Annotated in this window: 16 protein-coding genes; 10 read left to right on the top strand and 6 right to left on the bottom strand. The window is 69.1% G+C overall.

From position 1 onward, the window contains the following. Nucleotides 1–21 precede the first annotated feature (21 nt). The gene (locus tag ABN028_RS15155) at nt 22–531 is read left to right on the top strand and encodes a hypothetical protein (protein WP_349332000.1); all 510 of its coding nucleotides are present in this window, start codon (nt 22–24) and stop codon (nt 529–531) included. 12 nt (nt 532–543) lie between these two features. Here the strand turns inward: ABN028_RS15155 and ABN028_RS15150 are convergent, their stop codons facing one another. Next, nucleotides 544–1,851: a pyridoxal phosphate-dependent aminotransferase gene (locus tag ABN028_RS15150; protein WP_349697019.1), complete on the bottom strand. Its 1,308-nt coding sequence runs from the start codon at nt 1,849–1,851 to the stop codon at nt 544–546. Between the two features lie 314 nt (nt 1,852–2,165). On the opposite strand from ABN028_RS15150, the gene trpD reads away from it, so the two are divergent. Next, on the top strand, nt 2,166–3,275 hold the full coding sequence (gene trpD / locus ABN028_RS15145; protein ID WP_349697018.1) for an anthranilate phosphoribosyltransferase: 1,110 nt from the start codon (nt 2,166–2,168) through the stop codon (nt 3,273–3,275). A 74-nt stretch (nt 3,276–3,349) separates the two neighbouring features. Here trpD and kaiC read toward each other — a convergent pair whose 3' ends face one another. Together kaiC and ABN028_RS15135 are read right to left on the bottom strand one after the other, a co-directional pair. After that, nucleotides 3,350–4,834: a circadian clock protein KaiC gene (kaiC, locus tag ABN028_RS15140; protein ID WP_349697017.1), complete on the bottom strand. Its 1,485-nt coding sequence runs from the start codon at nt 4,832–4,834 to the stop codon at nt 3,350–3,352. Beyond that, entirely contained in the window at nt 4,831–5,139 is a 309-nt protein-coding gene (locus ABN028_RS15135; protein ID WP_349332005.1) for a circadian clock KaiB family protein, read from the bottom strand. Before ABN028_RS15135 ends, kaiC begins: the two co-directional genes overlap by 4 nt. 348 nt (nt 5,140–5,487) lie before the next feature. Here ABN028_RS15135 and ABN028_RS15130 point away from each other — a divergent pair, with 348 nt between their 5' ends. From ABN028_RS15130 to ABN028_RS15120, 3 genes are all read left to right on the top strand, one after another. After that, a complete protein-coding gene (locus ABN028_RS15130; protein WP_349332006.1) occupies nt 5,488–6,450 on the top strand; it encodes a carbohydrate ABC transporter permease in 963 nt (320 codons plus the stop codon). Next, the gene (locus ABN028_RS15125) at nt 6,447–7,355 is read left to right on the top strand and encodes a carbohydrate ABC transporter permease (protein WP_349332007.1); all 909 of its coding nucleotides are present in this window, start codon (nt 6,447–6,449) and stop codon (nt 7,353–7,355) included. The genes ABN028_RS15130 and ABN028_RS15125 overlap by 4 nt, the downstream gene beginning before the upstream one ends. An 81-nt stretch (nt 7,356–7,436) precedes the next feature. Beyond that, a complete protein-coding gene (locus ABN028_RS15120; RefSeq protein WP_349332008.1) occupies nt 7,437–8,753 on the top strand; it encodes an ABC transporter substrate-binding protein in 1,317 nt (438 codons plus the stop codon). Here the strand turns inward: ABN028_RS15120 and ABN028_RS15115 are convergent. Continuing rightward, complete coding sequence (locus tag ABN028_RS15115; RefSeq protein ID WP_349332009.1) at nt 8,722–9,570, bottom strand: PAS domain S-box protein; 849 nt, start codon at nt 9,568–9,570, stop codon at nt 8,722–8,724. The genes ABN028_RS15120 and ABN028_RS15115 overlap by 32 nt on opposite strands. Nucleotides 9,571–9,822: 252 nt before the next feature. Between ABN028_RS15115 and ABN028_RS15110 the strand changes: the two genes are divergently transcribed. Both ABN028_RS15110 and ABN028_RS15105 read left to right on the top strand, forming a co-directional pair. Further along, the gene (locus tag ABN028_RS15110) at nt 9,823–11,757 is read left to right on the top strand and encodes an ABC transporter ATP-binding protein (RefSeq protein WP_349697016.1); all 1,935 of its coding nucleotides are present in this window, start codon (nt 9,823–9,825) and stop codon (nt 11,755–11,757) included. Then, nucleotides 11,754–13,535 (top strand): ABC transporter ATP-binding protein, encoded by a 1,782-nt coding sequence (locus ABN028_RS15105; protein ID WP_349697015.1) that lies wholly within the window; start codon nt 11,754–11,756, stop codon nt 13,533–13,535. Before ABN028_RS15110 ends, ABN028_RS15105 begins: the two co-directional genes overlap by 4 nt. A gap of 254 nt (nt 13,536–13,789) precedes the next feature. On the opposite strand, the gene ABN028_RS15100 is transcribed toward ABN028_RS15105, so the two are convergent. After that, the gene (locus tag ABN028_RS15100; protein WP_349697014.1) at nt 13,790–15,355 is read right to left on the bottom strand and encodes an acetate--CoA ligase; all 1,566 of its coding nucleotides are present in this window, start codon (nt 15,353–15,355) and stop codon (nt 13,790–13,792) included. A gap of 147 nt (nt 15,356–15,502) precedes the next feature. On the opposite strand from ABN028_RS15100, the gene ABN028_RS15095 reads away from it, so the two are divergent. From ABN028_RS15095 to ABN028_RS15085, 3 genes are all read left to right on the top strand, one after another. Continuing rightward, nucleotides 15,503–15,826, top strand: a complete 324-nt coding sequence (locus ABN028_RS15095; RefSeq protein ID WP_349697013.1) for an amidase family protein — start codon at nt 15,503–15,505, stop codon at nt 15,824–15,826. 337 nt (nt 15,827–16,163) lie between these two features. Further along, nucleotides 16,164–20,000, top strand: a complete 3,837-nt coding sequence (locus ABN028_RS15090) for an ABC transporter ATP-binding protein (RefSeq protein WP_349697012.1) — start codon at nt 16,164–16,166, stop codon at nt 19,998–20,000. A gap of 70 nt (nt 20,001–20,070) precedes the next feature. Further along, nucleotides 20,071–20,724, top strand: a complete 654-nt coding sequence (locus ABN028_RS15085) for a hypothetical protein (protein WP_349697011.1) — start codon at nt 20,071–20,073, stop codon at nt 20,722–20,724. Between the two features lie 52 nt (nt 20,725–20,776). Here the strand turns inward: ABN028_RS15085 and ABN028_RS15080 are convergent, their stop codons facing one another. After that, nucleotides 20,777–23,593, bottom strand: coding sequence for an AfsR/SARP family transcriptional regulator (locus ABN028_RS15080; protein ID WP_349697010.1), 2,817 nt, complete (start codon nt 23,591–23,593; stop codon nt 20,777–20,779).

Below are 23,593 nucleotides of genomic sequence, written 5' to 3'. Positions count from 1 at the left end.
ACGGGGGAGAGGGAGACAACGATGAGACGACGTACGACCGTGCTCGCAGCCAGTCTGTTCGCCCTTCTGCTCGCCGTGCCAGCGGCGGCCAGCGCCTCGGGGCGTGGGGAGATGCTCGCGTTCGAGACGATGGCACCCGTCAGCGAACCCTTCACGGGTACGGCGAACCCGATTCGCGACCTGGCCGGAGGCGGACTGCCCTGGGAGATCGACGAGGCCGAGGGCAAGCTCCACAGCAACGGAAAGCTGGAGATCAACGTCGAGGGACTGGTCCTCGCCCGCCGAGCCCCGGTGCCACCGGACCGGCAGGGCGTCAACCCGTCCCCTTCGTTCAAGGCGATCGTCAGCTGCGTGAGCACCGACGACACCGGCGCTGCGACCACGGTCAACGTGGAGACCGGCCTCGTCCCCGCGACCGCCAGTGGTGACGCGAGGATCAGTACCACTGTCGACCTGCCTGACTCCTGCATCGCACCGGTCGTCTTCGTCACCTCACCTACCGGGGCGTGGTTCTCCGCGACCGGGAGATGACACCGACCATGCTCACCCGCGTGCCCCGGCGGCGCCGGTCAGTGCGGCGAAACCGGCGCGTAGCCGATCGAGGGACTCGCTGATCCACGGCAGGCGAACCGGGTCTGGATCGCGCAGCGCGGCCCACCGCTGCTCGTCATCGGTGCCGTAGAGCAGGCTCGTCGCCGCACGGAACGTGAGCCTGCTCGGGTCGTCGCCGAACGCCGAGCCAGGAAGTACGCCGATGCCGTGCTTACTGAGCAGCGTCTCCGCGAGCGACTCGCCGTCGGCGGGCAGTCCGACCGAGCGAGTCGTTCCGATCGAACCAGGTGTTCCGGCTGTGCCGAGGGAGGAGAAGTCCGGGTAGAGGTAGAACCCGCCCTGTGGTGCACGGCACCGCGCCCCTGCGTCGAGGAGGATCGTGTGCACGGCGCGTGCGACGGTGCCGTGCAACCGCCGGGCCTGCTCGACGTGCGCGACGAGGTCGTCGGGTTCGGCGAATGCGTACGCCGCCACTTCCTGCATCGGCCCCGGAAGTGCCGACCAGACCTCGCTCGCGAACTGCAGCAGTGAGTCGCGAAGCGAGACGCCGAGCGGTGACCGCGGCAGCGCGACCGCACCGATCCGCCAACCACCGAGGGCGAGGTTCTTGCTCAGCCCGGTCGTGACCACGGTCCGGTCCGGCACCAGCTCGGCCGGACTGGTCGGCACCGTCCCGTCGTGGGTCAGGTCGGAATAGATCTGGTCGGAGACGATGACGAGGCCGTGGCGTTCGGCGACCGCGCACACGTCGCGCAGCAGCGCCTCGCCAGCGACCGTGCCGGTGGGATTGTCGGGGCTGGTGAGAACGAGGATTCCCGGGCGTGGGCTGCCATCCGCCCCAGGCGTACGGCTCAGTGCCTCCTCCAGCAGCGCGGGATCCGGCACCCCGCCCGCCTCGGCTGGCACCGGCACGTGCAGCACCCGTTTGCCGATCAGCGCGCCCTGCGCGGCGTAGCTCACCCAGGACGGCTGGGGGAGTACGACGTCACCAGGCAGGACCGCGAGGACGGCGTACAGCAGGGACTTGCTTCCCGGCGCCAGCAGCACGTGATCGGGATCGGCATGGCTGGCCGTCAGGCCACGTCGACCCAGATAGCCGGCGACCGCCTCCCGCGCCGCGGTGTCGCCTGCCACCGAGGGATACCCGCCACGACCGGTCGCCCGCCGGAGAACCTCCGCCAACGCAGGATGCACCGGGATGCCGGCCTCCCCGAAGGCCAGGTGCTGGACGGGTTCGCCGCGGGCCAGCCGGGCGCGGATCTGCTCGTTGGCGGCCAGTGTCGCCGAGATCGCGGCCATCTCACGTACCTCCTGCAACCGGCGGGCAGCGAAGGACGAGGCTAACCGACGGAAGCCTCCCGGCCGGCCGAGTTCTCCGGCCGGTGGCGGAGTTCTTAGGCCGGTGGCGAAGGTCCCCCGGCGAGGCGGCCGGTATGGTGAGAACCGTGATCGCGCGACCGATACAGCTTCGCTGGTGGCCCGCCCTGTAGGCGGCCCACGCTTCGCGCGCACTTTCGCGGCCGCCCTTTGGTGCGGCGGCCGTTCGAGGATCATCCTCCAGGCACGGGTCTCATCCGAGGGCACCGAGCGCCCACCCTGTGGAGGAGACCGACATGAGACCCGACCCGACCACCACCACCACAACAACAACCACCATGCAGACGCGTACGCACGAGGCGGACCGCGCGTCCTGGAGCCGGATCCTCGGCACGCTCGCCCACCGGCGGGACCTCTCGACCGAGGACGCCGCCTGGGCGATGGATCAGGTCGTCCGCGGCGATGTGACGCCGGCCCAACTCGGTGCCTTCCTGGTGGGACTTCGGGCCAAGGGCGAGACCGCGGACGAGGTGTCGGCCATGGCGCGCGCCGTGATGGACCAGGCGGGCACCCTCCCGATCAACGGGGTGTTCGTCGACATCGTAGGGACGGGCGGCGATCGCAGCGGTGTCGTTAACGTCTCCACCATGGCATCCCTCGTCGTCGCCGCGACCGGCGTCCCGGTGGTGAAGCATGGCGGACGCGGCGCCTCCACGACCTGCGGCTCGGCCGACCTGTTGGAGTACCTCGGCCTCGATCTCGACCTCGAGCCGCAGCGGGTCGCGACGTTGGCGGAGAAGGTCGGCATCACCTTCTGCTTCGCGCCGAGCTTCCACCCAGGGCTCCGGCACGCGGCGCCGGTGAGGCGGGAGCTGGGCGTTCCCACTGTCTTCAATGTCCTTGCGCCACTGCTCAACCCCGCCCGTCCCCGGCACCAGGTCGTGGGTGTCGCCGACGTACGGATGGCAGGCGTCCTCGCCGACGTCCTCGCCGCGCGGGGGTGCTCGGCGCTGGTGGTCCGCGGCGACGACGGCGTCGACAAGCTCACGACGACGACCACGTCCCAGGTGTGGATGATCCGGGACGGTCGCGTACGCCGAACCACCGTCGATCCCGCGGACGTGGGCCTTCCGCGTGCCACGCCGACCGATCTCCGGGGCGGCGCCGTCGAACAGAACGCCGAGACGGTACGCCGGCTGCTGGAAGGTACGGGTGGGCCGGTCCGCGACATCGTTCTGCTCAATGCCGCTGCCGCACTGGTGGCGGTCGAGCCGGGCGACGCGTCATTGGCGGAGCAGCTCGCGGCCGGCATCGAGCGGTGCGCGGGCGCGATCGACTCCGGTGCGGCGGCAACGCTCCTGGACCGGTGGATCGCTGCCAGCCGTTCGGCTGGCTGGCCCGAGTGATGTCAGGCCCGAGTGACGTCGGGTGGCCCCCGCTCGCTGCTGAGCGGTCCCTGTTGAGCAGTCCGGTTGAGTAGTCACTGCTGAGTCGGAGGGACGTAATGCCCTCCCGGGATGACATGCGACACGACTGACAAGGGCTCGCCGATGTGCATCCCGTCGGCATCGATGTCGACCATGCGGATCGCATTGTCGTGGGCGGAGCCGCGGGTCTGGAGCACGGCGATCGCGCGTTGGATCTGACCCTCGGCCTCGACGTAGCGGAGCATGATCGTGACGTCGGCGAGGCTGCCGAGCTCGACGGCGATCGCCGAGGAGACGGCCGTCGGCCTGTATCCACTCGGCGCGGCCGTCAGCAGCGCGGTGACATTGTGTCGACGGAGCAGGGATCCCAGCGCGATCACGAAGTCGAGCAGAGCGCGCGAGGTGGCGATCCGTTCGAGGGCCGACAACGTGTCGATGACGAGTCGCGACGGACGGATCTCCTCGATGGCGCGCCTGACGTTGAGGAAGTGGACCTCCAGCGAAGCCATCTCCGGATAGTCGGCGGACACGTGAAGGAGCCCGGAGGCCTCCATGGCGGCGAGGTCGAGGCCCCAGCCGGCGGCGTTGCGGGCGAGCTGGTCGTGATTCTCGTCGAAGGTGTAGAGCAGGCAGGACTCGCCGGAACGAACCGCCTCGGCGGCGAACTTCAGGCTGGTCAGCGTCTTGCCGGTCCCGGTGGGTCCGGTGAGCAGGACGACCGCGTCCTTGTAGAAGCCTCCGCCGCAGAGGGTGTCCAGACCGGGATTGCCCGAGGAGACCCGCTCCGCTGACGCCGTCGCCCGGGGTGCGACGAAGGCGAGCGGGATGACGACGATGCCCTCCCGCTCGTCGATGGTGAACAGCCACTCGCCGGTGCGATGCGCCGCGCCGCGCAGCTTGATGATCTCGACGGTCCGGCGGCGCCGCTCGTTGCTCAGCACGTTCCGCAGGATGATGACGTTGTTGAGGACGAACTCCTCAACACCAAGGCGCGACACGCCGTCGTACTCCACGGTGCGTTCCGCGGTGAGCACCGAGGTGACGCCCAGCCCTTCCATGGCCGTGGCGATCCGGTGGAGTTCGTAGCGAACCATGGCGACATCGGGAAAACGGGTGAAGATCGACCCCACCGAGTCCAGCGAGACGCGGCGGGCGCCGATCTGTCGGACCGCGGCATCGATGCGGGCCGTGATGGCGGCGAAGTTGTAGACACCGACGGTCGTCGTCTCGCCGGCGATCTCGGCCGAGGCGTCGACGAAGATCCACTTGCCCTCGCGTTCCCACCGCTCGATCGGGAACCCCATCGCCGCCGCGTTCCGGCGGAGGTCGGCCGGCGACTCCTCGAAGGTGACGTAGACGCCCGGATCGTCGAACCGGTCGACTCCGCGGGCCAGGAACTCGATGGCGAACAGGGTCTTCCCGCTACCCGTACTCCCGCTAACGAGCGTGCACCGACCGGCCGGGAGGCCGCCCAGCGCAACCAGGTCGAAGCCGCTGATTCCGGTCGGAACCCGGTCGAGCGCCGCGCCGTCGCTCATCGCCACCCCCGCCTTTCCGCCGCCAGCTGGTCCGGATCGGGAAAACCGAGCCCGGCGGCGGTACGTACGTCATCGGAGAGATCGCCGATCACCCGGTGCTCCGGAAACGGCACCCGCCGGATCGCGGTGGGAACGACGACGATCCCGTCGACCTCGGCCAGGTCAGGGCGCTGCGTGATGTCGACGACCTCCAGCTCGTAATGCCCGGAGATCCGGGACTCGCAGAGTGAGCGCAGCCGGGCGACGGCGGCGTGTGAGGGGTCCGCCTCCCCGGCGACGTAGAGCCTGAACACGAAGTTCGTCACCGCACGCTCCGGCGTAATTGCCAGCTCGGCGGCAGACGTTCGCGCGTACGCAGGAAGCCCACAGGCGACTGCTACCCTCCCTGGCCGCCACCGATGCCGACCACCGGGGACGAGGTGATTCGCACGACCCGTTGACCGGGAGCGCCGGTGAGCCGCGGACCCGGTGAGGTGAACGGCAGTGCATCGCACGCCGTCGTTGGCGAGCAATCGCACAACTGATCGTGAACAACTTCCGGGAAGGTGTTGCATACCAGGGCAAAGAGGCCTAGCCTCCGCCGGTATCCTGCGGCACCTCTGCAGATCACGTAACTTTCCTGCGGTGGTCCGCCCGACGGAGGAGGACGCCCGTTGACAGCCCCCGAACGCTCACCAACGGCCGTGGCCGACCGCGGCACCACGCCGGGCAAGGTCCCACCCGACGGGTCTGGCGCACGTGCCTCGCGGCGCCGTGAGTATCTCCTCTTCCTGGCCTTCGTCGCGCCGAACGTCATCCTGCTCGGGGTGTTCTCGTACTGGCCCGTCCTCTACAACCTCTACCTCAGCCTGACCAGTTGGGACCTGCTGTCGGAGTTCAAGCCGTTCGTCGGGCTCGCCAACTACATCGACATGCTGAGCGATCCCGACTTCCTCGGCGTCCTCCTGCGCACGATCCTCTTCTCCGGTGGGATCACCATCGGCAGCATGGTCGCGGGCCTTGCCATCGCCATGCTGCTCAACCAGCGGCTGTTCGGCCGCAACCTCGTGCGCACGACGTCGTTCGCGCCGTACATCGTGACCGGCGCCGCGATCGGTACCGTCTGGCTCTACATCTTCGACCCGGACTTCGGGCTGATGAAGCAGCTGCTCGGCGTCATCGGTGTGGGCTCGCCCGACTGGCTCACCGATGCGGGCTGGGCACTGCCTGCCCTGGTGCTCGTCTATCTCTGGAAGAACATCGGCTTCGTCGCGGTGATCTACCTCGCCGGGCTGCAGACCATGCCTGCCGATCTGTACGAAGCGGCGAAGATCGACGGTGCGACTGCCTGGACGCTGTTCCGCCGGATCACCCTTCCGCTGCTCTCGGCGGTGACGTTCTTCGTCGCCGTGGTGACGGTCATCGGGTCGTTCCAGGCGTTCGACATCATCGCGATCATGACCAGCGGTGGTCCCGGCGACGCCACGACCACGCTGTCGTGGTTCATCTATCAGGAGGCGTTCCAGGCCTTCGACGCCGGCCGCGCGGGTGCCGCCGCGATCATCATGTTCGTCATCCTGCTGCTCATCACCGCGGCGCAGGCCCGATTCCTCGAGCGGAGGGTGCACTACCGATGAGCACGGCCACGCCAACGACCACGTCCACCGAGGAGCGACCGGCCACGTCCGGGCCTACCGACACCGGATCGCCGATCGTGCCGCTGCTGGGCAAGATCGCGCTCTATCTGCTGATGGCCCTTGTCGCCCTGGCGGCGCTCGTGCCCGTCTACTGGCTGATCATCAGCTCGCTCAAACCCTCGGCGGAGGTGCACCACTTCCCGCCGGAGTGGTTCCCGATGCCGTGGACCTGGGAGCTCCGCAACTACGTCGACGCGTGGCACGCCGCGCCCTTCGGCCGGCTCTACGTCAACTCGATCGTCTTCGCGGTGGTGGGTTCCGCGCTGGAGATCTGTGTCGCCGTGCTGTCGGCGTACGCCTTCGCGTTCCTGCGCTTTCCGGCCAAGAACGTCGTGTTCATGGTGTTCCTGGGCGCGATGATGGTGCCCGGAACCGTCGTGCTCCTGCCCAACTACCTGACGGTCGCGGGCCTCGGCTGGGTCAACAGCTACGCCGGACTGATCGTGCCGGGCCTCGGCAGCGTGTTCGCGATGTTCCTGCTCCGGCAGCACATGCGTACCCTCCCGATCGAGGTGACCGAGGCGGCGAGGGTCGACGGAGCGAGCCATCTGCGCATTCTGTGGAGCATCATCGTGCCGATGTCGCGGCCGATGGTCGTCACCGTCGTCATCATCTCCCTGGTGCAGAAGTGGAACGAGTTCATCTGGCCGCTGATCGTGACCACGACCGACACGATGCGGACACTGCCGGTGGGTCTGCTGATGTTGAAGAGCGACGAGGGTTACACCAACTACGGCGTCGTGATGGCGGCTTCGGTGTTCGTCGTCGTACCCGTCCTCGTCGTGTTCTTCTTCGCCCAGCGGCAGATCATCGCGGGACTCACCGCGGGCGCGACGAAGGGCTGAGGTCATGCGTACCGGCGCCATGCGTACAGGCTTTGTGAGGACTGGCAGGGGAAGGGCTCTTTCATGAGGGGACGGGCTGGCATGACGGCACGAGGTGCCCTGAGTCGCCGGGGCTTTCTCGCCGCCGCCGGCGGAGCGGCCGCGGCACTGGCCGCCGGCTGCGGAAGTGGACAGTATGTCCAGGTGGTCGGGAGCGTTCCGCGGGACTACCGGCGCCGCCTGCACGTGGTCTACTGGCATTCGTTCGGTGGTGATCTCGGGATCGCGATGGACAAGCTGATCGACGAGTTCAACGGCGTGCAGGACGAGATCTTCGTCGAAGGGCAGTTCCAGGGTTCGTACGAAACCACTGTCCAGAAGCTCTCCGCGTCGCTCATCGCGCGGCAGATCCCCGACATCGTGGTTCTTTCTGAGGTCACCTGGCGGAAGATGCACCTCGCCGACAAGCTGGAACCGCTCAACGACTACTTCGGCGGCGACTACACAGCGGACCTCTACCAGGACAACTTCATCAACGAAGGCACCGTCAAGGACACCGTGTGGTGGATTCCGTTCGCGCGGAGCACACCGCTCTTCTATTTCAACAAGGAGGTCTTCGGCAAAGCAGGGCTGCCCGAGACCGGGCCCGCCAACTGGCGCGACCTGAAGGAATGGGCACCGGCGCTCCAGGACCACACGAAATACGCGCTTGCCCTCGCCGGCGTCTATGCGAGTTGGTACTTCCAGGGCAACGTCTGGCAGTGGGGCGGCCGTTACTCCGACGGCCTCAAGGTCACCCTCGACGACGAGAAGTCGCTCGAAGCCGGCAACTGGATGGTCGACCTGGTGCGCAAGGACAAGGCGGCCTACCTGTCCGCCGACTCCCAGGTCGACTTCACCAACCAGGTCACGGCATGTGCGATGCTCAGCACCGGAAGCCTGGCGTCGGTCTCCGCCGACGCGAAGTTCGATGTCGGTACGACGTTCCTCCCCGAGTACGACGGGTTCGGCTGCCCGACCGGCGGTTCCGGTATCGGGGTCATGCGTGAGGCAGCCCAGGAACGCAAGGATGCCGCGATGGAGTTCCTCCGGTGGCTCTCCCAACCGGCGAAGTCGGCCCAGTGGACGATCGACACCGGTTACATGCCGGTCGTGGAGGCCGCCCAGGAGGAGAAGGCCCTGGTGGACAAGGCCAAGGAGGACCCCAACTACCGGACCGCGCTGAACCAGCTGCCGAAGACCAAGCCGCAGGACCTGATCAGACCGATCGTGCCGAGTGCGGGCGAGATGATGGACGCGGCGCTGCAGAAGCTCTACTCCTCGACCGACTCGGTGGAGGCCGTCTTCTCCCGGCTCAACAAGCGGTTGCAGCGCAAGGCGGATCTGATCAGCGAGAACTACGAGGCGCAGTACGGCTGAGCCCCGCGGCACCACGTTCGCCAAGGTGTCGAAGGGCGAGCAGTAACGCGTCGCGGAGCGAGCTGCTCGAGCGCAGTTGCCCCAGATCGACACCGAGGCGCACCATCGCCTGCGCGACCTCTGCCCGCACGCCGCTCAGGATGCTGACCGTACCCATCAACGCGGCTGCCTGCACGGTCTGCAGCAGATGCTGGCTGACGTTGGTGTCGATGACCGGCACACCGCTGACGTCGATGATGAGGACGTCGTTCCGGGTATCGGCGAGCTTGTTCAGGACGGCTTCGGTGAGCCGGGCCGTGCGCAGGGAGTTGAGCGTGCCGATGATGGGAAGGACGAGGACGCGGTCCCAGATCTGCAGGACGGGTGTGGACAGCTCGACGATCTCGTCCCGCTGTCGTTGCAGCTGCGCCTCGTGGTGGCGGCGCCTGCTGAGATCACGCATCACCCGGACGAAGGCGGTCGTCCGACCGGTGTCGTCGCGGATCGGCGAGACGGTGATGCCGGCCCAGAACCGTTCGCCGTTCTTGCGCACCCGAACACCTTCGAACGTGGTCATGTCGGAGCGGAGCGCCTCCGCAAGCTCGCGTTGGGCGACCCCGGCCTGCCGATCCTCCTCGGTGTAGAACATCGACACCGGTTGGCCGAGGACCTCGTCGTCGGTGTAGCCCAACATCGCCTGCCCGCCAGGGGACCAGCTCTCGATGCGACCGTGGATGTCCAGCTTGGTGATCACCAGACTGGATATCGCGTCGATCATCGCCTCCAACTCGCGCAGACGACTCGCCGGGTCCTGGGGGGTGGGGAGAAATGTCGCCATGGCCTGCCCCCGTCCCTGCCTCCGTGATATCACGCTCGGGCGGACGGCACCGGAAGAGCCGGGTTCCTCGCTCCCGACGTGTGGGCCGGCGCGGGTTCGGAGGGAAAGAAAAACGGGCCTCTCGGCCCGATGGCTCAATTCCATCATGACGGGCGGGCGCGGGACAAGACTCGTTTTTGTTCTCTTTCCCGCGCAGAATGACGTTCGCCATGCCACCACAGAAGGGCCGGAAATGAGAGTGCCCGCGATTCGATGACGACCCACGAACTCCGGACCTCCCTGTCGACGAACGTGCGTTCCTACCGGCATCTCGCCGGCGTCGCGGTCCGGGCGAGCCCTGCGTTGTGTGCGGTGTGCGTTCTCGCGGTCCTCGTGTCCGCGGCGGCTCCCCTCGCCGCCGTCGCCGCGCTCGGCGCGGTCGTCGGGGAGGTCCCCGACGTGGCAGCGAACGGCCTGGACTCACCTGCCGGGCGGGCGGCACTGTGGTGGGCAGGGGCCGCCGGCGCCTTCTTCCTGCTGCAGTGGGCGTCCGGCGCTCTGCAGATGGCGGCGGTCACGACACTGGGCGAGCGGATCGACGCCGCCCTGGCGCGGGAACTCATGGACGCCGTGCTGACGCCCGCGGGTGTCGCGCATCTGGAAGACCCGACGGCCCTCGATCTGATCAGTGTGGGCCGGGAGACGTTCCGCTCGCCGTGGTCGCGGCCAGGGCGGTTGGTACGGACGGTGAGTGGCGTGGTCGCCGGGCGCCTCATGCTGGCCGGCGCCTGCGTCATGCTCGTCCCGTTCCACCCGGCGCTCGGGGCGGCGCTGTTCGTCGGCGGGATCTGGGCGGCGTACGAGGACAAGCGTGCGTCCCGGGTGGAGGCCGAGCACCATCATGGCGGCACCGAGCTGGCCAGGCGTACGACGTACTACTACGAGCTGGGTGTACGCCCGCCAGCCGCGAAGGAGGTGCGGGTCTTCGGGTTGTCGGGGTTCCTGCTCGACCGCTTCTCGACCCTGTGGCGCCGGTCCATGGTGGAGGTGTTCGCTCCTGCTGGACACCGCCCCCTGGTCGCGGCGCTCGTCCTGCTCGCCGTCGTCCTGCTCGGCCTGGCGTGGATCGCGTGGGAGGCGGTGGCGGGCCGGATCGCACCCGCCCCGGCGGCGGTCTACGTGCAGGCGCTGATGGTGAGCCTCGCCGGTATCCACACGTCCTCGTGGGCGAGCCTGCAGAACGAGCTGGCGCTGGCGACGTTGCGCCGATACGGCGGCGCCGTTGCCGCCGTTGCCGAGGCCGGGCACTCGGCGGCGACACCGCAGGCGACACCGGAGACGACCCGGCCGGCGACACCGCCGGGGAGCGACGTGGCACCGGTCGACAGACTCCCGGTCGACACACGGGCCGTCGACAGACGGCCGATCGAGGAGATCCGGTTCGAGGGCGTCGCGTTCTCCTACCCGGGCAGCACGGTCGAGGTCCTGAGTGGCCTGGATCTCCTCATCCCGGCGGGACGTTCGCTCGCCATCGTCGGCGCCAACGGGGTCGGCAAGTCGACCCTGATCAAGCTGCTGTGCCGGTCGTACGAGCCGACGGCGGGCCGGATCACCGTCGACGGTACCGACCTGAGGAAGCTCGACGCGGCCGAGTGGCGGCGCCGACTGGCTCCGGTCTTCCAGGACTCGACCCGCTTCGAGGTGCCGGCGTACGCCAATGTGGGTTTCGGGCGGGCGGACGCGGCGGGCGACCGTGCCGGTATCGAGGCAGCCGCCGCCGACGCCGGGATCGCCGGGCCGATCGATGCGCTCCCGCTCGGCTGGGACACACCGCTGTCGACCGCGTACGCCGGCGGTGCCGACCTGTCCGGCGGCGAGTGGCAGAAGGTGGGCCTCGCCCGGGCGTTGTTCGCGGTCCGGCACGGCGCCTCGGTTCTGGTCCTCGACGAGCCCGCCGCCCACCTGGACGCCCGGGCCGAAGCCGAACTCTACGAACGCTTCATGGCCATCACCGAAGGGCTGACCACGATCGTCATCTCCCATCGTTTCTCCACCGTGCGACGGGCGGACTCGATCGTCGTGCTCGGCGGTGGCCGGGTGGTGGAGCAGGGCACCCACGACGACCTGCTCGACCGCCGTGGCGCGTACGCCGAGATGTTCACCCTCCAGGCGTCCCGGTTCGGTGAAGCGGCGGTGAGCGAGCAGTGAACGCATGGCTGCGGACGGGGCGGCTGCTCTTCGGCATCGCCTGGGAGATCGGACCGGTCGTGGTCTTCTCCTTCATCGGCGTGCGCGTGATCGGCGCGGTGTCGCCGTTACTTCTCGCCTTGGGCCTGCGGCCGCTGGTGGACGGCATCACGTCCAGTCGGACGGACCAGATCCTCGGTGGCGCCGCCGTGTGTGCGGTGGGGCTGACGTTGACCGCGCTGGCGCCGACGTTCTACCGGTGGACAACGATCCGGCAGAGGGAGCGGGCGATCATGGTGATGCAGCGCCGGGTGCTCACCCTTGCCGGCGGCGCACCTCGGGTGGAGCACGTGGAGGTCCCCGCGTTCTGGGACCGGCTGCGGCTACTCGAACGCAGCACGGAGGACCTGGCGACGGGCATGACCCTTGCCGTCATCGGTCCCATTCTCCTGGCGGAGTTGGCGGTGTCGGCGATTCTGCTGGGCAGGCTGCAGCCGGTTCTGCTGCTCGTCCCCGTCATCGCGCTCCCGGCGGCGTGGTTGAGCCGGCGCGCCGAAGCCCTGCGACGGGCCGCCGACCTGCGTACCGCCGAGGGCCGCCGGGCGGCCGAGCACCTGCTGACGCTCGCCTCGACCGCCGGACCGGCCACCGAGGTGCGCGTCTACGGCCTGCACCATGAGCTGCTCGACCGCCACCGCCAGGTCAGCAGGGACGTGCACCGGGGCATGGAGACAGGGCATTTCCTGGCGGTGGCCGTCAACGCCGGAGGCTGGTTGCTCTTTGCCGTGACCTATGTCGGCGCCCTGCTCCTGGTGCTGCGCGAGGCGGCGGGTGGGCGGGCGACGGCCGGGGATGTGGCACTGACGTTGGGGCTCGCCGCGGCCGTGGTGCTGGCCGCCGGCCGCCTGTCCGATCTTGCCGGGTCGTTGCTCCGCACCCGTACCGCCTCCGAGCACTACCACTGGCTCGAAGGGCAGGCCAGTCCCTCGCTTACGGGTGGTGAGCCGGAGCCACCTCCAACCCAGCTGCGGGCGGGAATCGACCTCGACCGGGTGAGTTTCCGCTACCCAGGGAGCGATCGGTCCGTGTTGTCCGACGTCTCGCTGCGGCTACCGGCCGGCGGAGTCGTTGCGGTCGTCGGCGAGAACGGTGCGGGAAAGACCACGCTGGTCAAGCTGCTGTGCGGGATGTACGCACCCACCGAGGGCCGGATCCTCCTCGACGACATCGACCTGGCCGACATCGACATCGAGGCGTACCGGAAGCGGCTCACGGCCGGTTTCCAGGACTTCATGCGCTTCGAGTTGGCGATCCGGGAGGCCGTGGGCGTCGGCGACCTACCCCGGATGGACGACGAGGACGCGGTGCGGGGCGCGCTGGCGAAGGCGAACGCCGGCTTCACCGAACGCCTCCCCGGCGGGGTCGAGACCCAGCTGGGCCTGTCGTGGCAGGGCGGGGTGGACTTGTCCGGCGGCGAGTGGCAGAAGCTCGCGCTGGCCCGGTCGATGCTGCGTTCGGACCCGTTGCTGATGGTGCTCGACGAACCCACCGCCGCCCTCGACCCGCACACCGAGCACGCGCTGTTCGAGCAGGTCGCCGCCGGCGCGCGAGACGCCCGGTCCGGGCGGGTCACGCTGCTGATCTCGCACCGGTTCTCCACCGTACGCATGGCGGATCTGATCGTCGTGCTCGACCAGGGGAGGGTCGTCGAGCAGGGCAGCCACGAGGATCTCGTCGGCCAAGACGGGCTGTATGCCGAGCTCTACCACCTGCAGGCGAAGGCGTACCAGCAGTCGTGACATCCGCCCCGTCCCCGGTTGACGGTAGGTGCCGGTCACCGCCTCGCCGGGCCGCAAATGACCACGCTGAGCATGCCTGTGGCACGTGGGCAAGGCGTCGGCGCCTCGCCGGTGAGCACAGGCCTGGCTGACCAGGCGACCAACAGCTGGGGCCGCCGCGCGGGTGGCAGCGGTTCCGCCTCAGCCGCGCAGGTGGGGCGCCGCGCGGGGGTGGCCGCGCTTCGGCCTCAGCCGCGGGTGGCCGCGGTTCCGCCTCAGCCGGGTGGGTCGAGTTCGCGTTGGCGCAGCTCGATCCGGCGGATCTTGCCGGTGAGGGTCTTCGGCAGGGAGTCGACGAACTCCACCTTGCGTGGATAGGCGTACGCCGACAGCCGGCTGCGTACATGCTCCTGGATCGCCTTGATCAGCTCGTCGGAACTCTCGTTGCCCGCGGCCAGGACGATGAACGCCTTCACCACGGTGCCGCGGCGGTCGTCCGGTGAGGCCACGACAGCGGCCTCGGCGACGGCGGGGTGTTCGAGACAGGCCGACTCCACCTCGAACGGACCGATCCGGTAGCCCGCGGAGATGATCACGTCGTCGGCGCGTCCTGCGTACCAGATGTAGCCGTCCTCGTCGGCCGTTGCCGCGTCCTTCGTGTGGAACCACTCGCCCCCGAACGCCTCCTCCGTGTCTTCGGGACGGTTCCAGTAGCCCAACGGGTAGTGCGGGTTCGACCGCGCCCGCAGACAGATCTCGCCGCGCACCCCCGCCGCGACCGGTTTCTCGTCCTCGTCGAGGATCTGCACGTCCCACCCGGGCATCGGCCGGCCCATCGAACCCTCGCGGACCTCCATGAAGCCGAAGTTGCCGCACAGCGGGTAGGACTCAGTGAGGCCGTAGTAGTCGAGCACGGTCACGCCGTACTGCTCGCGGAACCACCGGATCGCTTCCGGGTTGAGCGGCTCGCCGGCCGAGCACACGACGCGGAACGCTTGTGGGTAACGCGCCGCGGCGTCCGGCACCGCCATCATCGACCGCACGGCCGTCGGCGTCGTGAAGACATTCGTGACCTGGTGGCGACTCAGGAAGGCGAGCTGCTTGTGCGGGTCGAAGCCGCCCTCGCGTTGGTAGACGTACTGCACCGCACCCAACCGCCACGGCCCGAGCAGCGGCGCGATGCCGGCGGCCCAGGCCCATTCGCCCATGCCGTGGAACGCCTCGCCCTCGCGGACGTCGTGGCAGTAGACGAACTCCTCGTGCGCCAGCAGATAACGGTGCGCGTGCACGATGCCCTTGGCGAGGCCCGTGGTGCCGGAGGAGTAGTAGAGCTGGGCGGGATCGTCTGCCGCGGTGTCGACGGCGGCGAACTCGGGATCGCCGGTCGCGAAGAGATCGTCGTCGAGGACGAGGACATGCTCGACCAGGCTCGGATCGATCCGGTGCTTGTTGGCCGCGTTGGTGACGAGGACCTTCGCCTGGGAGTCGGTGAGGCGGTGGCGGATACCGTCGTCGCCGTAGAGGACCGACATCGACAGCAGGATCGCTCCGCTCTGGTAGGTGCCGAAGAACGCCGCCGCCGTTTCAGGCGTGGGCGGCAACAGCATCGCCACCCGGTCGCCCCGCTCTACTCCGTGGGTGCGCAGGACATTGGCGAAGCGGTTGGCCTTCTCCTGCAGCTCGCCCCAGCGAACCGTCCGCACGTTGCCGGCGAAGTCCTCGTGGACCATGGCAAGTGTGTCGGGCGGATGCTTGAAGCAGACATCCTCGGCGATGTTGTAGCGCGCGGGGATGGCCCAGCGGTGCTGGGTGATCGCCTCGTCGTAGGACTGGAAGCTCATCTCGGCTCCTCCGTTTGCCGGGCGGCGGCCGGTTTCATGATCATGAGGCAGAAGGTCGGCTTTCTAAGGCTACCGAAGCCCAGTTTCTGCCTCATGATCATGAAACCCGCGTGTCGGGTGGCGGGCAGTCACGGCTGGGAAAGGCAGGTGGAGCATGACGACCAGCGTGGCGACGCACGCGAAGCCTTCGCCGTACTGCTCGATCAGGCGACCACGCACACCGAGGCCGACTGCTGGATCTGCCCGGCGACCGCAAGTGTCGCGCCCATCGGCTACGAGAACACCGGCGACAGTTGGCTGACGTCGTTATGGTCTCTTGCCGGCTGGCCGGCGATCAGCATTCCCGTCTACGACGGGCCTGGTGGCCTCCCGCGCGGCCTGCAGTGCATCGCCCGCGCCGGAGGCGACGAGCAGCTTCTCGAATGGGCCGGCGCCCTCGCGACGACTCTCGAAAGAAAGCGTGCGGGCTGAGAAACAACAGCTTCAACTTGCCGTTGGATCAATTTCATCGCAACTAGCACAGGAAAACAAGACTTGTATTCGCCGCTCACGGCTGCGCACACTGTCGCACGTTGTCTCGTCCCGGTCGTCGACGAGTGCGCCGACAAGACGAAAGGCATCGGCTTTACACGCTCGTATGCATGCTACGCCAGGCGATCAAATTCCCTTTCTGGGTTCGGGTCTGCGTGGCTAGTGTGGGCGCGCCGACGACACCGGGTGAGACGACACAGGGTGAGACGGCATTGCGGGAGCCTGCGGACGCCGTTCTGCTGCGTACGCGGGAAATCGAAGTGGGGGGAGACAAATCATGGGATGGATCCGTCGGCTCACCGGCTACTGCTGGCGGTCGCGCCGCGCGGTGTTGCTGGGCCTGGTCGGCTCGCTCGGCGTGACCGCGATCGCCGTGCTGACGCCCTTGGTCGTGCGGCAGGTGGTCGACGAGGTCATCCTGGCCGAACGACAGCCGCTCGCTCCATGGTTGGGCCTGCTCATCCTCGCCGGCGTGGGACGTGGAGTGTTCGCCTTTCTCCGCCGGTGGTACGTCGGCAACGTCCAGTACGGCCTCGAGTACGACCTGCGGATGGATCTGTTCAGGTCCCTGCAGCATCTCGACGGCGCCCAGCAGGACCGGCTACGCACCGGACAGGTCGTGAGCCGGTCGGCGTCGGACGTCACACTGGTCGAACGGCTCATGTCGATGGTTCCGCTGCTCCTGGCGAGCGCGGTGCAGTTCGTCGCAGCGCTGGTCATCATGGCCGTGCTGTCGCCGATCCTGACGAGCGTGGCGTTGCTGATCACACCGATCGTGATCTTCGTGACCAGACGCGGCAACAGTGTCTTCTTCCCCGCGACCTGGGACCAGGCGCAGCGCCGGGGTGAGGTGGCCGGGGTCGTCGAAGCGGCGGTGTCAGGCGTCCGCGTCGTCAAGGGTTTCGGTCAGGAACATCGCGAACAGCGCAAGCTCGAACGCGCCGCGACCGAGGTGTACGCCGCCGGCATCCGGGTCAACCGGCTGGTCGCGCTGTACATGCCGTTCTTCCGTGGGATGCCGGCGTTGGGCCAGGTCGGCATCCTGGCGGTGGGTGGCTACCTCGCCCTGCGCGGTGACATCTCGCTCGGGACCTTCATGGCGTTCGCCGCCTACCTGGGCTCGATGATCGGTCCGTTGATGATGTTGACCGGCCAGATCACCCAGGCGCAGACCACCAAGGCGGCGGCGATCCGGATCTTCGAGATCATCGACGCCCGGCCGACGATCACGGACGCGCCGGATGCCGGCGACGCACCTGCGGGCGCGGTCCCGATCGAGTTCGACCGCGTGACCTTCGGCTACGACCCGGACAACCCGGTGCTGCGCGACGTGTCACTGCGGGTCGACCCCGGCGAGACGCTCGCGCTGGTGGGCGGAGCGGGCTCGGGCAAGTCCACGGCCGCCATGCTCCTGGCGAGGTTCTACGACCCGTGGAGCGGCTCCGTCCGGCTCGGTGGTCAGGACATCCGCCGGCTGTCGATGAGCTCGCTGCGCGGGCGTATGGGCATGGTCTTCGAGGACAGCTTCCTGTTCTCCGACACGATCCGCGCCAACATCGCGTTCGGTCGTCCGGACGCCACCGACGACGACGTGAGAGCGGCGGCCCGGGCCGCGGAGGCGGACCGGTTCGTCCGCGCCCTTGACGACGGCTACGACACGGTGGTCGGCGAGCGCGGCCTCACCCTTTCCGGCGGGCAGCGGCAACGGATCGCACTGGCGCGGGCGATCCTGGCCGACCCGCACGTCCTTGTGCTCGACGACGCCACCTCGGCGGTCGACGCGGGAGTCGAGGCCGAGATCCATGCCACGTTGCGACAGGTGATGCAGGGACGGACGACGATCCTCATCGCCCACCGGCGCAGCACCCTGCAGTTGGCCGACCGGATCGCGGTGTTCCACCATGGCGAGGTCCTCGACGTCGGGACCCACGAGGAACTGGTCGGACGCTGCGCGCGCTACCGCCTGCTGCTCACCGGCCATGACGACGAAACCGATGGTGTCGTACTGGACGCCGCACTGGATGGTGTCGGCCGAGCTGACGATCAGCTGCGGCCGGACGCCGAGCAGACGACGCCGGCGCACACACCGGAGCTGTGGTCCAACCCGCCGGCGGAGGACCTGGTGGGAGTCGGAGCGCTGGGCCAGGCGACGCTGCCGCCCGACCAGCAGGCGAAGGTCGCGGCCCTCCCGGCCGTCGAGGCGACGCCCGACGTCGACGTCGACGAGGCCCGACAAGCCGAGCCGACGTTCAGCCTGCGGCAACTCTGGCGCCCCTTCCGTACGGGCATCCTGGTCAGCACGGCGCTGGTGACGGTCGAGGCCGCGCTCGGCCTCGCCGTGCCGTGGCTGACCCGCGCGGGCGTCGACCAAGGTGTCACCCAGGGCGCCGCCGACGTGTTGTTCGGCATGTCAGGGCTCGCGCTCGTGACCGTGGCCGCCGGGTGGCTCGTCACCATGGCGAACGTCGGGACCGTCGGGCGAAACGGCGAGCGCGTCCTCTACTGGTTGCAGGTGAAGATGTTCGCGCACCTGCAACGCCTCGGACTCGACTTCTACGAGCGGGAGCGGGGCGGTCAGGTGATGACGCGCCTCACGAGCGATGTCGACGCGGTGCGGGCGTTCATCCAGGGCAGCCTCGGCATGGTCGTCGTCGCGGCGCTGACCTTCGTCGGCGTCCTGGGCGTGATGGTCCAGATCAGTCCGCCCCTGACCCTGGCGACCGTGGCGCTCCTGCCTGCCTTCGCCGTCGCCGTCGCCGTCTACCGGAAGGTGTCGACCAAGGCCTACGACGAGGCGCGTGACCAGCTGAGCTCCGTCAACGCCAACTTCCAGGAGAACATCGCGGGGATCCGCGTCGCGCAGGCGTACGGCCGTGAGGGTCGGAACATCGAGATCTTCGACGACCTGGCGACGGGGTTGCTGGCGCGGCGTCGCCGCTCCCAGATCCACCTGGCGTGGTTCTTCTCCGTCACCGAGCTCGCCTACGAGGTCGCGGCCGCGATCGTGCTCGGCGTCGGTGCCGGGTTGGTCGGGGCAGGAGAGCTGACTGTCGGTGGGATCATCGCCTTCCTGCTGTACGTCACAATGCTGTTCTCACCGATCCAGCAGTTCTCGCAGGTCGTCGACGGCTACCAGCGGGCCAAGGTCGGGCTGCGCCGGATCGGAGAGTTGCTGCGTACGCCGACGTCGACCCCGCTGCCCACCGAGCCGGTAGCGCTCGGCCGGATCGCCGGTCAGATCGAGTTCGACCAGGTCCGGTTCAGCTATGCGATCCGCGACGCGGACCCTGCCGATGGTGACCCTGCCGACGGGGGCTCTGGCGACGGGGGCTCTGGCGACGGGGGCTCTGCCGCCGAGGGCTCAGGCGACGGGGACCCGGCTGATGTGGGGAGCCGCCTGGTCGAGGCACTTCGCCATGTCGACCTGCGCATCGAACCCGGCGAAACCGTCGCGATCGTGGGCGAGACCGGTGCCGGGAAGTCGACGATGGTCAAGCTGGTCGCGCGGTTCTACGACCCGACGGCAGGCGCGGTACGCATCGACGGGCAGGACCTGCGCGACCTCGACCTGCAGGCGTACCGGCAGCGGCTCGGGGTCGTCCCGCAGGAGGCGTACCTCTTCGACGGCTCGGTTCGGGACGTCATCGCCTACGGAAGGCCGGACGCCGCACCGGCGGAGGTCGAGCGCGCCGCCCGCGCCGTCGGAGCCCACGAGATGATCGCGACGTTGAAGCACGGCTACCTGCACCCGGTGGGCGAACGCGGGCACAGCCTGTCGGCCGGACAGCGGCAGCTCCTCGCCCTCGCGCGGGCCGAGCTGACCGATCCGGCGATCCTGTTGCTGGACGAGGCGACGGCCTCCCTCGACATCGCCACCGAGGCGGCGGTGTCGGCGGCGACCCAGCGGCTCGCCTCCCGGCGTACGACGCTCGTCATCGCGCACCGGCTCACGACTGCCCAGGCGGCGGACCGGATCGTGGTGGTCGACGACGGCGTGATCGTGGAGTCCGGTACGCACGACGAACTGGTCGCCGCCGACGGCCGTTACGCCGACCTCTGGCACACCTTCTCCGGCGACGCCGACGACAGGGTCGTACGGACTGCACCCGTCTGACGGCGGACGGGCCACCCGCTGATGCTGATCTGAATCCACAATGAGGCCGGCCGTCGGTAGAAGTACGCGAATGGTCCACCCCTCTCACCAGCCCCACGGGCCGGGACAGCAGCAACCCGGTGGCCAGCAACCCGGTGGCCACCGGCACCCGGGCTTCCAGACCGGCCAGGACGGCCACGGTCATGCGGGCGGCCCCTCGCAGCGGAAGCGCACTGGTGCGGTCGTCGCGGTTGTGGCCAGCGTGGTGGGGCTGCTCGCTGGGCTCGGCGTCGCCGGGTTCGTCGAACCCGGCTTCTTCCTCAGCGACGGAAAGGCCCCCGTCGTCGGCGGCGCGGCTGACCCGACCACGACGCCGAAGGAGAACGTGCAGCACTCCGCCAGCGGCTCCGACGGTCCGAGCGCGGGCAGCGATCTGCCGACGCCCCACGACGGCGCCGAGGGGCAGGCACTCATCCGGACGTTCCTCGACAAGACGAATGCCGGGGACGCCGCCGGAGCGATGCGTCTGCTCTGCGCGGACAGTGACAGCCAGGTCGAGCTCGCCAGCGCCATCCAGGGCAAGGCGAACCTCGAGATCAACACCGTCGGACAGGTGCTGAGCAAACCCGACTTCGCCGCTGCCGACCTGAAGGGCACGGTCAACGGCGAGCCAGTCTCCGTGGGACGGGTCAGCGCGTTCTACCAGGACGGCGGGTGGTGCGTCTTCACCTTCTACACGGCCTGAACCTTCACGACCTGAGCCGTCAAGGTCAGGCCGGGTGTTGCGTACGGAGAAATCAGTGGGGCAAGGCGTCGAGCAGTGCGCGGACCTGCGCGGCGTCGGGATGGTCGATCTGGTCGAGGATCGTCAACGACTGCCGCCACGCGGCCCCAGCGGCGCTCGGCTCCCCGGCGGCAAGGTGGGCGTCACCGAGCCGGCGGAGCGTGTCAGCCTCGGAGTAGCGCACCTCGAGCTCTCGAGTCAGTCGAAGGGAGGCCTGATAGCAGGTGATGGCGTCGGTGTGGTTGCCGCTCCGGTGGTGCGCGAGGCCGATGCTGTCCCACGTGTTCGCCTCGCCGCTCCGGTTGCCCAGCTCCTGGTGCAGGGTGAGCGCCTGCCGGCAGTGCACCAGGGCCTCGTGCGTGTTGCCGAGTTCCAGGTGGTCCCAGCCGACCGCGTTGAGCGCCCTGGCTTCGAGGACCCGGTCGCCCGCGGCCCGCGCGAACGCGAGGGACTGTTCGGAGTGGTGGAGCGCCTCGGTTCCGGCGTCCTGTTGCTCGAAGAGAAGGGAGAGATGCCAGTGGACGTCAGCCTTGCCGGCGGGGTCGTCCAATCGGTCGAAAAGGTCGAGAGCGCTCACGAGATGGGCACGTGACTCCTCCGTGTGGCCGAGGAGCGCTTTGACCGAGCCAAGATTGCGGTGGGCCATGGCCTGCGCGGGAGAGTCGCCGACCCGCACTGCGGCCTCGAGGGCAGCCTGCTGGGTGATCCTCCAGTCGTGCCAGTACCCCCGGCGGTAGCAGAACTCGGCAACCGTCCAGGCGATCTGCCAGGCGTGGACGTCGAAACCGTGGTCGCCGGCGACGCCCACGGAGGCGAGCAGGACCTCACGTTCGGCGGTGAACCACTCCATCGCCTGCTCGTGACCGTCGAGAGTGTCGACCGTGACGCCGGACAGGGGTGGTGTGGGGGTGAGGGGTTTGCGGTGCGGATTGAGCAGCGTGGCCGCGGCGTGACCGGTGTGAACGTGGTGATCGAGCAGCCGGTGCATGGCGGCTCGTCGTTCCGTGGTGGAGTCGTGGGTGTCGGCGAGCTCCGCGGCGTACGCGCGGAGCAGGTCGTGGAACCTGTACCGGCGGCCGCGGTGTTCGGTGAGCAGGTGCGCACGACAAAGCTCGGCCAGCAGCGGTTGGACGAGATGTCTCGACAGTGCGGAGAGGCTCGCCGCCGCCGATGTCGAGATGTCCGGGCCCGCATGCAGGGCGAGCAGCCGGAACAGCCGTGCCGCCGGCGGGCTGAGCGTGCGGTAGGACCAGGAGAACACCGCCCGCGCGTCCGTGGTCGGGTCGCCGATGGTGAGTGTGTCCAGGCTCGACCGGGACTCGCGGATGTCAGAAGCCAGGGCGCGAAGGGGTGAGTCGCGCTGAGTGGCGGCCCGTGCGGCGACCACCGCCAGGGCGAGCGGCAGGCGTACGCACCGGGTGATGATCTCGTCCGTCGGCTCCGGCTCGGCGTCGATCCGATCGGTCCCGAGCCGAAAGGCCAGCAGGTCCCGCGCCTCGTCCGTGGTCAGGAGGTCGAGGGTCAGCTGGTGGGCGGCGACGCCGGCGACGAGGCCGGTGAGCTGGTCGCGACTCGTGATCAGGGTGAGGCAACCGGGCGTGCCCGGCAACAGGGCGCGGACCTGGTCCGCGTCGCGTGCGTTGTCGAGTAGCACGAGCATGCGTTTGTCGGCCAGCAGCGAGCGATACAGCGCGGCCTGGGCGTCCAGCTCGGAGGGAACCCGGTGGGGCGGTATGTCGAGACCTTCCAGGAACCCGCGGATCGCATCCGCCGGCGTCATGGCCTGGCCGGACGCATGGTAGCCGCGCAGGTTGACGTAGAGCTGGCCGTCGGGGAACCGCGCGGCCACGCGGTGTGCCCAGTGCAACGCCAGCGAGGTCTTGCCGACGCCGGCGGTGCCGGCGATCACGGCGACCGCCGCGTTCGCGGCCTCGCCGTTCAGGTCGGTGAGCAGGTTGTCCAATGCCTTCAGCTCGAAGGCACGGCCGACGAACCCGTCCACGCGGGCGGGCAGTTGCCGTGGTGCGACGTGCGGCGCGGCCGGGGCGTCGCCGGGCGCGATCGGGGCGACCGGCCCGACCGGCGTCCCTCCCAGCAGGTCGGCGTGGATCTGCCGGAGCTCCGGTCCCGGTTCGGTACCCAGTTCGTCGGCGAGGCGTACGCGGATCCTTTCGTACTGCTCGAGTGCCTCGGCCTGTCGACCGCAGCGGTCGAGGGTGGTGAGCAACCGGACCCACAACGGTTCCCGCAACGGGTGGCGCGCCGTCAGCTCACTCAGCTCCCCGATCAGGTCACGGTGTCGGCCATCGGCGAGATCCACGTCGATCCGCCGCTCGATCGCGACCAGGCACTGCTCGACGAGTCGCGGTGCCTGGGTGTGCACCAGCCAGTCCGAACGCACGCCGTCGAACGGGCTGCCACGCCACAGGGCCAGCGCCTCCTCCAGCAGGGTTCTCTCGGTGGACGTGTCAGGCGCTCGCCCCGCGGCGTCCAGCAGCCGCATGAGCCGGAGGGTGTCCACGCTGTCCGGATCGGCGCGCAGGACATAGCCGTTCGCGGTCCGGCCGATGTGGCCTTTGCCGAGCACGGCGCGGAGCCTCGTGACGTATGTCTGCGCAGCCCGCCGGGCGTTGTCCGGCTGGTCCTCGTCCCACAGCGCGGTCGCGAGCCGCTCGGTGGAGACCGGCTGGCCCGCCGACATGGCCAGGACCGCCAGGACGGTCCGGAGCCGGCCGGTGGTGAGCGTGACCTGCTGGCCGTCGAGCAGCACCTCGAAGGGTCCCAGCAGCCTGACCGTCAGCACGCCGTCAGCCCGATCGTCACTGCGCAC

Source organism: Actinopolymorpha sp. B17G11 (assembly GCF_040196095.1).
Lineage (GTDB): Bacteria > Actinomycetota > Actinomycetes > Propionibacteriales > Actinopolymorphaceae > Thermasporomyces.
Note: the sequence above shows the minus strand (reverse complement) of the source record. Positions and strands in the feature narration are given on the sequence as shown.